The sequence below is a fragment of the Aeribacillus sp. FSL K6-2833 genome, from assembly GCF_037965815.1.
Taxonomy (GTDB): Bacteria; Bacillota; Bacilli; order Bacillales; family Aeribacillaceae; genus Aeribacillus; species Aeribacillus composti.
The window spans coordinates 3,385,405-3,397,030 of record NZ_CP150189.1; the positions used below are offsets into that span (position 1 = coordinate 3,385,405).

At 32.5% G+C, this 11,626-nt stretch carries 7 protein-coding genes and 1 pseudogene; 2 read left to right on the forward strand and 6 right to left on the reverse strand.

Features of this window, described 5'->3' with window-relative positions:
• Nucleotides 1-92: 92 nt before the first annotated feature.
• From tagH to NSQ94_RS16395, 6 genes are all read right to left on the reverse strand, one after another.
• Nucleotides 93-899, reverse strand: coding sequence for a teichoic acids export ABC transporter ATP-binding subunit TagH (gene tagH, locus NSQ94_RS16370; protein ID WP_339194213.1), 807 nt, complete (start codon nucleotides 897-899; stop codon nucleotides 93-95).
• A 22-nt stretch (nucleotides 900-921) separates the two neighbouring features.
• Nucleotides 922-1,746 (reverse strand): ABC transporter permease, encoded by an 825-nt coding sequence (locus NSQ94_RS16375; protein ID WP_339194212.1) that lies wholly within the window; start codon nucleotides 1,744-1,746, stop codon nucleotides 922-924.
• A gap of 207 nt (nucleotides 1,747-1,953) precedes the next feature.
• Nucleotides 1,954-3,129, reverse strand: coding sequence for a glycosyltransferase family 4 protein (locus NSQ94_RS16380; RefSeq protein WP_339194211.1), 1,176 nt, complete (start codon nucleotides 3,127-3,129; stop codon nucleotides 1,954-1,956).
• A gap of 1 nt (nucleotide 3,130) precedes the next feature.
• Nucleotides 3,131-6,358, reverse strand: coding sequence for a CDP-glycerol glycerophosphotransferase family protein (locus tag NSQ94_RS16385; RefSeq protein ID WP_339194210.1), 3,228 nt, complete (start codon nucleotides 6,356-6,358; stop codon nucleotides 3,131-3,133).
• A gap of 452 nt (nucleotides 6,359-6,810) precedes the next feature.
• Nucleotides 6,811-7,548 (reverse strand): IS21-like element helper ATPase IstB, encoded by a 738-nt coding sequence (gene istB, locus NSQ94_RS16390; RefSeq protein WP_339194209.1) that lies wholly within the window; start codon nucleotides 7,546-7,548, stop codon nucleotides 6,811-6,813.
• Entirely contained in the window at nucleotides 7,548-8,690 is a 1,143-nt protein-coding gene (locus tag NSQ94_RS16395) for an IS21 family transposase (RefSeq protein WP_339194208.1), read from the reverse strand. Before NSQ94_RS16395 ends, istB begins: the two co-directional genes overlap by 1 nt.
• Nucleotides 8,691-8,798: 108 nt before the next feature.
• On the opposite strand from NSQ94_RS16395, the pseudogene NSQ94_RS16400 reads away from it, so the two are divergent.
• Both NSQ94_RS16400 and NSQ94_RS16405 read left to right on the forward strand, forming a co-directional pair.
• Nucleotides 8,799-9,165: pseudogene (locus tag NSQ94_RS16400) on the forward strand (transposase).
• A 623-nt stretch (nucleotides 9,166-9,788) separates the two neighbouring features.
• On the forward strand, nucleotides 9,789-11,399 hold the full coding sequence (locus tag NSQ94_RS16405; protein WP_339229715.1) for an IS1634 family transposase: 1,611 nt from the start codon (nucleotides 9,789-9,791) through the stop codon (nucleotides 11,397-11,399).
• Nucleotides 11,400-11,626: the final 227 nt, after the last annotated feature.

Consider the following 11,626-nt stretch of genomic DNA (forward strand, 5'->3'; position numbering starts at 1 on the left):
TTGATTTTCTTCAATAATCTTTTTGACGATTTTTAAATTAGAGATTTTAGTATTTGCAATAATTTTACAATAATTGAATTTTTTTAATTTATTTATGTTAATTTCATTAAAACCTCTCGTTGCTTTTCATATGCAGCAGCCATATATGCTTCTCTTTCATCTTTATTTTTCTTTTTCCATTCTTTAATAAAATTTTCATATTTCGGAATAACCTCATTAATTGACCCAAAGTCTTTTACCATACCATATTCCAGCCATAACGCTTTATCACAAAACTCTTTCATTTGGCCTATTGAATGGCTAACGAAAATCATGGTTTTTCCCATTTCTTTAAATTCCTTCATCTTCGCCAAGCTTTTCTCAGCAAAGGCTTTATCTCCGACAGATAAGGCCTCATCAATTATTAATATGTCAGGATTGACAGTAACACTAATAGCGAAACCAAGTCGAGATTTCATCCCGCTTGAATAAGACTTAACTGGTTGATCAATAAATTTCTCTAACTCGGAAAACTCAATAATCTTTGGTTCCATTTCTTTAATTTCTTCTTTGCTAAAACCGAGCATTAAACATTTTAATTCAATATTGTCTCTGCCTGTTAAATCATTTTTTAAACCAGCATTTACCGCAATTAAAGACGCTTCACCATTTACTTGTATAGTTCCAAATGTTTGAGGAACTATACCAGCAATTATATTAGACAATGTCGATTTTCCCGAACCGTTAATCCCTAAAAAACCAATAACATCACCTTTATCTGCTTCAAAACTGACATCTGCTAGTGCATAAAAATCTTCTCCATAGCTTTTTGGAAAAATCAAATCCAAAATTCTTTCCCTATTGTTGTGATATAGTTTATATTTTTTTGTTATATTTCTTGCAATAATTGCCTTTTCCATAATTCTCACAAACCTTTATAATTTATAAATAGTCAATAAAATGTGATCTAAATTTCACATGTATTCTAGAACCGAAAAGAAATAGGACTATGACTACTCCCCAGAAATAAAACGTATATTCCCAATTCGTAATAAAATACCATTCTGTTCCAAATAAAGATACACGATAACCTTCAGTTAAATAATAAAGCGGGTTTAACTTTATAATAGTCACTAATATATCATTTTCTATAAAAGAGGAGATTGGCCAAAGGACAGGAGTTAAATATAGAAACATTCGTAATATTGCATTTAAAAACATATGCACATCTCTTATAATTGTCGACAGGGTCGATGTTATTAACGAGATGGAAAAAGTCAAACAAAAGGTAGCAAAAATAAAATATAGTAATTGTAAATAATAAATATTAATATAATATCCCATAAAATTTAGGATAATTATTGCTATAAGCATCATAAATAAATGTACGTAAAATTGAGAAAAGATAACAAAATTAGGGATAACGCTTATCGGAAAATTCATTTTCGATAGCATTTGCAACCTAGAATAAATTGATTTTGAACCTTGAATCGTTGCCTGATAAAAGAAATTCCACAAAATAAAACCAACAATCAGCCAAGCAATATAGGAAACATCCTGGCCCTCCATTATCTTAACATTAGCTCGTTTATTAATCGCTCCAAACACAAACCAATAAATTAAAATTTGTATGGTTGGGTTAAGTACCTCCCATGCCATTCCTAAATAATTGCTTTTGTTTTTGCTTTTTAATTCGTATAACGAGAGTCTTCTAATCAAGTAAAAATGTTTCAATTGCTCTTTTATTACAGTAATTACAGAGTTCATATAGATACCCTTCCAAGTTCACATTAAATTTTTGATAATTAATCATTATGCTTTTAGCATTATACTAATAATACTTCTAAAAAACAATAAAAGATTAATCAACAATATGTGGAAAGATAAAAGGTAGGTCAATGCTATCGATATAATTGAGAGCAAAACAACCTACCTCCTTTTTTAAAATCACCAAAAAACTTTTACAAATTAATATTATATGTTCTTTGCTTTAGTTACTTCTTCTAATAGAAGATCCCATTTACCGCCAATCTCTTCAAAGGAATATCTTTTTACACTTTCCCTGCCATTCATTCCTATTTTTTTCCGTAATTCCTTGTCTTCAATAAGCTGATTAATTCGTTCAGCAAATTTATCAATATCTCCTTCTGGAACTAGAATCCCATCTTTTTCATTTTCAATAATTTCCCTTGGCCCTGAACAAGCAAAACAAACACAAGGCAAACCGACAGACATAGCTTCTACAATTACCATACCAAATGATTCATTTCTTGAACTTAAAGCGTAGATCGATGCATTTGCCATTTCGTTTAAAATATCATTTGTTTTAGGCAGTAGTAAGACATTATTTGATAAGTTATATTTCTGTATAAGTTCAATCATATTGCTTCTTTCTACTCCCTGACCGAATATCTTTAGTTTCCAATCAGGATGTTTTTTTACGACTTTATTGAAAGCTTCTATAAGTAAATCAAACCCCTTTTCATGCACAAAACGCCCAGCTGAAATAATTACTTTGTTTGTATGATTGGAATAAAATTCTGGAATCTCTGTAGCATTTTCTATCTTAACAATTTTCACTTCTCCATTTGGAAATATTCTTTTATAATCATTAACCTCATTCTCTGATAAACAAGAAATAGCATCAAGTTTGCCGTAATATTTTTTTATTTTATTTTGTATGCTTTTATTATAAATAGCAAACTGTTTGTGTTCTTGGCCTATTTTAATGATATTTTTATTAGCAAATTTAACTGATAATACATTAAAAGAAGGAATTGTTGTAACTAAAATACCACTTTTCACATTTTTAATTGCTCTCAATAATTTAATATCTGTAAACAAATTAAACATGTGGTACAAGTCCTCAGACTTATCTATAAGTACGCTTGGTATTTTTAGTAAAGTACTCTTTACTATTCTTTTATATATTGGGAGTGGTTTGCTATTTTTCCCGGGTCTTCGAGCGTCCAACAAATATTTTATTCTTATCCTACTGTCAATGTAAAATAAAGGCTTTTTACTAGTTTTTCTAACACTTATTATTTCGACTTTATATCCTTTTTTAACTAAAAAGTTTGCTGTATTAACAACTGTTCTTACCGTTCCGCCCATACCAAAAATGTTATAGGTCAAAAATGTAATTTTCAATTTAACCACCCAAGTTTTTTATTTCATTATAAATTCTTTTGCAATTTTCTTTATCAACATAATCAAAATATTTCTTTTTCCGTAAACCAATTGCATTTTCTATGATAAAGTCATTCTTTATTATTTCTTCTAATTTTGAAATAAAATGTTGATCTGATTTCACTTGATAACCCGGAAGATCTTTATTCATATCGACATAAGAACCACGATGTATTAAGTAATCTTCTAAATCAAATTGATAAAACATGATAGGTTTATTTTGAAAAGCAAAATCAAAAGCAATACTTGAATAATCTGTAATCAACATTTTTGAGGTTTTAATGAGATCCTGTATATCAACCTCGTCCGGACTTAATATTTCTATATAGTCACTAATTGTTTTAAAGTAACGTGCATATTTTAACATTTCTACATGTAAAACAAATTTAATTTTTACATCATTATCTTGCAACAGCCTATTTAACTGCATATTATTTAGTAACCCGGAATAAATTTTAAAAAATTTTGAGTCAAGAAAATTATCATCAGATTCAATCAGCCATTCTCTCCATGTTGGCATCCACAATATTTCTTTTTTATCCTTATCTTTGGGATTCAAAAAATCAAATCTAGCTAAACCAGTAATCATTACTTGATTTTCTTTAAAGTTCATTTGATTGATCAATATATCCTTCTCTTGTGTTGAAGATACTACAAATTTTTTTATTTTCCCATTGTATGATTTTGAATTAAAAAACAATTTTTTCATAGCTATAATACCATGCTGGAGGTAAATGACAGATTTTTTATTTTCTCTCATTTTAGAATGAAAAAGAGTTGGAATTACATCCCTAATACCATGACTTACTATTAAGTATTTAGATAAATGATATAAATAAAAATGTTTAAAACTATCATATATTACTACTTTTTTACTATACGAACGGAGCTTTTCTATATCATAATTATTATCTTTTGCTACAAAATAAAAATCTTCAGGTATATTTTCTCTATAGCAATATCTAAAAAAGGCTAAACCATTATCCCTTGCTATTTGTCCTAAATTTTCACCAATTAACCATACTTCTTCTTTCTTAAAAGCTCTTGCAAGTTTAGCTGCAAATTTAGCCAATATATTCTTAATTTTCAAATTCCAACTTAAACCTAAGTTACCATTTATCGGTGTTTCTTCTTTCAACTCAACGACTAAATTTTTGTTCTTATTTAAGACAGTTATAGAATAGTCTTTGTCTTTATATTTAATTTCCTTAGCTTGATTCAAAACAGATTCGTCTACAATCATTAAAGGGAATGTGCTTTTCTTATAAACATCTGTTAGAGTCTGGAAATATAGAATATATTTATCTTTACCTAACTTTTCTTTAAGATTCGCGAAGTTAATCTGCACTTCAAAATCTGTTTCATCCTGTTGATTAGTTCTTACTTTTGCAGGAATATTATATTCTTTATTATCTGAACCTAAAAAAATAACAGATCCCTCTGTTAAAGATATCCCTTTTATCTTCCTTATTTTCAAAAACAGATTTTTATTATCAATAACTATTTTAGTAATATATAGGCTGGTACTTTTCCCAACCTTCAACATCAATTTTCTATCTATATTATAAAATGGAAAAACATATATATTTTCTTTATCAGCAAAATTATAAACAGGATATGTTCTTGCAAAGTATTCATTTCCATTTTCTGATACCAAATAATCTGTATAAATATTTCCACCTATTTTATATGTTACTTTTATATTTAGATCTATGTTTATATAATTTCGGATATTTTTTCCAAGACAATCCGAATCAATAACTACGCTTAATTCATTTCCGTTTTGACTAAATGTATTTAATGAATAATTTAGATTTGAATCAAACGCTGAAATTAACTCTACATTTAATGTTTGGTACCCATTATCGTGCATCTTAATTTTGCACAATATTTTAATGTTTTTATCAGTTTTCTCAATTTTATTTATTTCATGAATAGAGTCGATATTATATACAACAAATGATAAATTGTAATCTTTCGTTAAATACGGTCTAATTGACTTAATATTATTTTTAGTAAAAATATACTTTATAGGCGAAACAACCATACTTGACGATCTTTTTTGGGGAAGGTCATAACTTACTTTTAGATTTTTTACTATTTCATTTTGTTCAATTGTTAATATCAAATCATATACACCATTCAAACTAAAATAATCCTGTTTATTTATATCTCCCCTAATCGAAAAAGATCCATCCGCATGAAATATAATATTTTCTAATTCGCTAAAGTATCCGGTCATCCGGTGTTTTACTAAACATCTTCTTAACTGTAAATGTTCAAGCAATTTCTCATCTAAACTATTTAATTTTCCCGAAATAATTATACTATTACCTTCTATTGTTATGTTGTTAATTATTGGTGATACTTTTTTTTCTAAAAATAAATCTTCTGGTTTTATATATATATTTTCTCCTTTTGAATCACTTTTTTCGGGAAAATAACTTAAGAGGTAACCATTAGTATGGACATCAAAAGGAATTCCACTTACTTTTAGTTCATCATTTATTATGCAACCTAATAATAAGTGATATTCTGATATCATTGGGCTAAATGTATCCAAAGGAATAGAAACTTCAAAGTCCTGATGAAATGTATTTATTCTATATTTTTTTACCTCTTCAGTATCTGAATGTATACCTGGTAATGCCAAAAGAAATAAATTTTGTTGACCCTCGAAAGCGTTTTTATTAATAATACCTTTTATTATTAATTCGTTGTCTTCACATTCTACACTAGTAACTTTATCAATAATATTTAATTCTGTTTTTTTATAAAAAGTGATGAGACTAATATCTCTTTCATCATTAAAATAAATATTTAATTTTGCCTTTTCATTATTTTGGGTTGTAAAAAATAACGAGTTTACATAATTTCCATTTTCAGCATTTAAAACATCAATATAAACAATATCTTTATCTATTTGAAACTTTAATTTCAAATGCCATGCTAGACCATTCTCAAGAATTCTTTGTAAGCCAATCGGATCAATTTGAAAAATGATCTCATCCTTTTGCATTTTATATATAGGAAAATGAAGCTCTTTTTCTAAACTTACAAATATTAATGAATTAATATATTTTTGTGCAAAATCTAAGTCACTTTCTTCTATGAAGTCCAATAAAATTTTTATATATAGATTATTTCTCAAATCTATATCAAACGATTTAAGCTTAGGAATAATTCTCAAGTTGTAACAACCCCTTTTTCAATGTACAGGTTATATAAACGTTAACTGATTATGCCTCTTAATAAAACATTATTATTCAGGAATTATTTATATGAAGTTATTATTTTACCAAAAGTATTTTACTACAGAAAATAATATTGCTCAACTTGATATGAATAAATTTTGGTATAAAGCATTTTGCTAGATCGAGACAAGAAGCAGGAGTCCAAACGTCTCAAGCTCATGAACAGTTTCAGCAGCTTAGAGACCGCTGAAAAAATCGTGTATTTGATTTGATCATTCAAAATTTGATTCATCACCACTTTTTGTGATTTTGGCAAAAAAGAAGAAAACACTTACGAAAACCTAGCAATAATATTAGCTACCACACAAACATAAGGAGGTTGTTTTTTGCAAGCAAAAAGTGCAGAAAAATGCAGCGAAATTTACATAGGCTTGCAGTGATTTTTGCATTAATTACCATCTTGTGTTTTTATAGAAGAAAGGGCATTTTTCAATCGGTAACTTTCCCCTGTGAATGCTATGACATGTGCATGATGCACTAGTTTGTCCACAAGTGCAGAGGTTAGTCGATTATCCCCAAATACACGATTCCATTGACCAAATTCAAGGTTAGATGTCACTATAACGCTTTTATGTTCATAACAGTCTGCGATAATATGAAACAATAATTCAGAACCTTGCTTTTGAAAAAGGACGTAGCCCAATTCATCCAATATAAGCAAGTCGCACTTCTCAATTTGGCGTTTTAACCGGTTTAGTGTGCCCTCTTTCAAGGCTTCCTCTAATTGGGCTACTAAATCAGCCTCCCGGAAGAAACGCACTTCATATCCCATTTCACAGGCCTTTACTCCCAATGCTGTTCCTAAGTGCGTTTTCTCTGTGCCCGGTGTCCCTAAAAGTAGTAGGTTTTGCTTTTCCTTGATGAAACGAAGATCGCAAATTTCCTCTTTCGAGGTTGTAGCTGGCAAGTGCAGCTGCTCGGTCCACTCATAGTCCTTAAGCCATTTAAGCTCTCTAAATCTAGCCTTTTTAATCAGTCTAGCAATCTTCGTTGTCTGCCTGGAATTTACTTCAATCAATAATACATCACGCAAAAACTGTTCTTTACTTTCGAACGGAACCTGCTCAAACTCTTCAATAATATGGGCAAGGTGAAGAGTTTTACAAATAGCCTTTAAATTCGCCATTAGGAAACGCCTCCTTCCAAAGAAGGACAAAGCCTTTTATCATAGGCATTCAAATCTGTTTCATAGTTAAGCAGTATCTCGGGTGTATGGGCTTCACTTAGTTTCTCTGGATAAGCTGCTTCTTTCGCTTCCAGGATAAAACCAAGTTCATGTGGAGCCCTTTCAAAACGTTCTTCTGTTTTTAAAACCGCATGAATATCATTTAACGAATATTTTTCTAATAATTTCTTTATCCCCTTGACTCGAGATTTGGTTTCTTCCGATCGTATCGTCAGATACGTTTGAACTCTCTCCGGCAAATACTTAAAAAAACGCGAATACCTTACAGACCGTGGCTTCTTCTCCCAATCCATAAAAATATCATTCCAGGGAATCCTCCTTGTAGTATTCATATAGGGACGGGCTTCTTGGTAAACCACTTTTCCATCGTTCGTATAACAGGTAAATTTATCCCATTCCATCTTGATGAATAAAGTCTGTTTCATTTTCGCTTTGTGGATAACAAACTTTTCACCGTCGACTTCAATTTCCCCGTATTTATTAACCTTTGCGGATTTCACTGAAAAAATCGGAAGATCCGTTAAAGGCAAGGGTTTCAAATACTTTTTATCCTCAATCCACAGCTCCTCAATCAATACATCTTTTTCATAATGTGGACGTTTTCGGTCTTTTTCCATTTCTTCTTTCATCCAAGTCGCTAATTGCGGAAAACTTTCCATTATTGGTTCCGTTGTAAACAAATTATTCCTTGTATAACCAACTTTCTTTTCCACATTGCCTTTCTCATGTCCACTAGACGGGTTACACGGTTGAACTTCAAAGCCATAGTGACATTTAAATCTAATAAAAGAGTCAGTGTATGTTCGCTTGTCCCCTTTACCAATTGAAACAACTGCTACAGCTAAGTTATCAATTCGTAAATAGGTTGGAACTCCCCCCGCCTGATGAAACAGTTGTTTTAATCCTTCTAGGAAACATTCCGTATTTTCACTTGGAAGAGGGTAGGAAAATCCCGCGTTACTCTGTGGAAAACTCATGACAAGTGCCTTTATATCCTTATAGGCTCCATCTTTTACAACAGTCATGTTACCGAAATCCACTTGTGCTTCTCCAGGAGAGAGTTTCTTCAAAACTTTCTCCATCTGCGTATTTCTTAACTGTCCTCCAATTACGGTCAGTCTTTCTTGCAATTTCATTTATTGAAGATTTGCAAAACTAAAAAAAGCAAGATTCCTCCTGTTGCAAGGGATATGAATCTACAGGATCATCAGAAAGCACGCTTAGAAGAGTACCCAGAACTTGCTTGTGCTTATGATTTAAAGGAACTATTTCGAGATTTCTATAAGTTGACCGATTACGATGATGCCCATGATCTTTTAGAAGAATGGATTCAATTAGCACGGAATAGTCCTTACTCATCTTTCCATAAAGTGGCCAACACATTAGAAAAGTGGAAAGCACCCATACTCCAATATTTCATCTCCACACACGAATGTCCGAACAGAAGGAACCAATCATAAAATCAAAAATATAAAACAGAGGGTTTATGGATATCGGAATCTAAAGCGTTTTCGACTTCGTGTATTTTGGGATACGAATGTTGATCAAATTGCTTAAGGGCTCTTCTTCAGCAGCTAGCATGATAGTTGGTAGAAGACAGCCGTCAAGGAAGGCACTTGACTACTCCCATTCTACCAACTTAGTGGTCAGTAAGCTGAAGAAGGAGACGGCCTGATTGACATCTAAATCCAACTAACATGATGCAAGGTTTGTGTACAAATCACAGAAAATGGTGAAGAGACCAAAATTTTAACGAAAAATGAGCAAACGAAAGTTACGAGGATTTGCCGAAGCTCATGAAGACCCTTCAGCGAATATTTGTAGAACGTATTGTTAACCAAATGTTGTAAAGAACAAACAAAATAAGGAGAGTCACCTGTGTGGAGATAACACCCCCTCTCAATTCCAAATCCATATCAGCTGACCTATCGATCTTACATTACACAAAATTCTTGACTCTATGACTCTAGCACAAATCACCGATCAAACTGGTACTATATTGTCATTCCAAATAACTGTTTAACTCAAGTTTGACACCATTTCACTACATGTGGATAACTAAAGGTGATTATACCAATAGTTATCCACTTTTTTTATCGAAAATATAATCATTATGTAGTGTTATGTGGATAACTTTTGTATATCCAATAATATGTAATATATGTTATACTATTAGTGCTATGTATATTCGAATTAATAAGCAAAAAAATAAAAATGGTTCTGTTCGTCAATATCTACAAATATGTCGTACATTTCGTGTAGACAATAAAGTTCGGCAACAAACGCTTTGTAATCTAGGGAGGTTAGAACATTTATTAGAGAATGGCTCTGTCGATAACATAATCGAGGGATTAGCCAAATTTTCAGAGCGTTACTTTGACCGAATTCACGGGCAAGGCTCTTCCTCTTCTGTCTCCGTGCTTTGGACAAAAGAGTTTGGGCCGGTTTATCTGTTCCGAAAGGTATGGGAAAAGTTAGGGCTTGGTCGGCTATTACGTAAAATCACGGATGATTCCGAGGCTGCTTCTCGGTATGACGAAGCCATTTTTGCCATGGTGTTAAACCGTCTCATGGATCCCAATAGTAAGCATTATATCTTCAAACAATGGATCGACACGATTTATGCAGAAGGTCTTTCAGACATCCAACTCCATCACTACTATCGTGCATTAGACTTCTTAAGTGAACAAAAAGAAAAAATTGAGGAACAACTTTATGGACATTTAACCGATTTAACCTCATTAGAAGTAGATATCGTGTTTTACGACACGACAAGCACCTATTTCGAAGGAGAGGAAGCAGACGAACTGCTGGCTCACTATGGTTACTCCAAAGATCATCGTGGAGATCGAAAACAAGTCGTGATTGGCTTATTAATGACCAAAACAGGGATTCCGATTGGACATCAAGTCTTCCCTGGAAACATGCATGATACGAAGACATTTGGCATGGTGGTTGGAGACCTGAAGAAGCGCTATCCTATTCAGAAAGTCATTCTAGTGGGAGACCGCGGAATGGTTAGTGAAGCCAACTTAGATCAAATTCGTGAACTGGGCATGGAATATATTGTGGGTGTCAAATTACGAAAGTCGAAGAAAGCCCAAGAGCTATTATCCATCCGTGGGCCATATAAGAAGGTTCTCCCGAATCTAAAAGTGAAGTCAAAGAAAATCGATGGCGAAACGTATGTACTCTGTTACAATCCGGACGCTGAAGAACGTGATCGAGCGAGTCGTCAAGTCGTGTTAGAAAACCTTCAATCGAAGCTTGATGAACTCGGTCCATCTGGACTCGTCAAAAACCGTGCGTATTCCAAGTTTTTAACGATAGAAAAAGCATCGGCCAAAATTGATGAAGAGAAGGTATCCAATGACGAAAAGTTTGACGGAAAGTACGCCATTCGGACCAACTCGTCATTAACGGATGAAGAGGCAGCACTTGCCTATAAAGAGTTGTGGAGAGTGGAACAAGCCTTTCGTAACCTGAAGTCGAATCTAGAACTTCGCCCGATGTACCATCGAGTGGAATCTCGTATTCGAGGCCATATCATGGTTTGTTTCCTTGCGCTTGTCATGGAATCCTTTTTGGCCTATAAGCTAAAAGAAATAGGATGCCAAACAAGTGTAAAGGATATTTTGCATGATGTAAGCCAGATGAAGGCCTCGAAAATACGCGTGAATGGTGAAGAGCAAATCGTTCGTACAGAATTACAAGGTCAAGCAAATCTAGCATTTGAAGCACTTGTCACACAAGCGCCTCCTAGAGTATTAGAAAAAAACACGTGCCACTAACAAGTGTAGTGGTACGTGTTGTGGGTAAAGTCCAAAACACCAGTATTTTCGGGCTTTTCTTTAGTGTACTCTGTCAAACTTGAGTTTAAAATTAACTTTTTTTCAAAACAAAAATAAAAAAATGGGGCTGTCCAGAAAGTCAAAATCCACTGAAAACGAAACATCATAAGCATTGATATATCAACGTTTCTAAAACATCAAAGGGGCGTCTATAAGCCGGAAAAATC

What these genes read in the sequence shown, in the direction of transcription:
- tagH (WP_339194213.1), bottom strand. Translation starts at nt 899, where the DNA reads ATGGAAAAGGCAATTATTGCAAGAAATATAACAAAAAAATATAAACTA.
- NSQ94_RS16375 (WP_339194212.1), bottom strand. Translation starts at nt 1,746, where the DNA reads ATGAACTCTGTAATTACTGTAATAAAAGAGCAATTGAAACATTTTTAC.
- istB (WP_339194209.1), bottom strand. Translation starts at nt 7,548, where the DNA reads ATGGCGAATTTAAAGGCTATTTGTAAAACTCTTCACCTTGCCCATATT.
- NSQ94_RS16395 (WP_339194208.1), bottom strand. Translation starts at nt 8,690, where the DNA reads ATGGAGAAAGTTTTGAAGAAACTCTCTCCTGGAGAAGCACAAGTGGAT.
- NSQ94_RS16405 (WP_339229715.1), top strand. Translation starts at nt 9,789, where the DNA reads ATGTATATTCGAATTAATAAGCAAAAAAATAAAAATGGTTCTGTTCGT.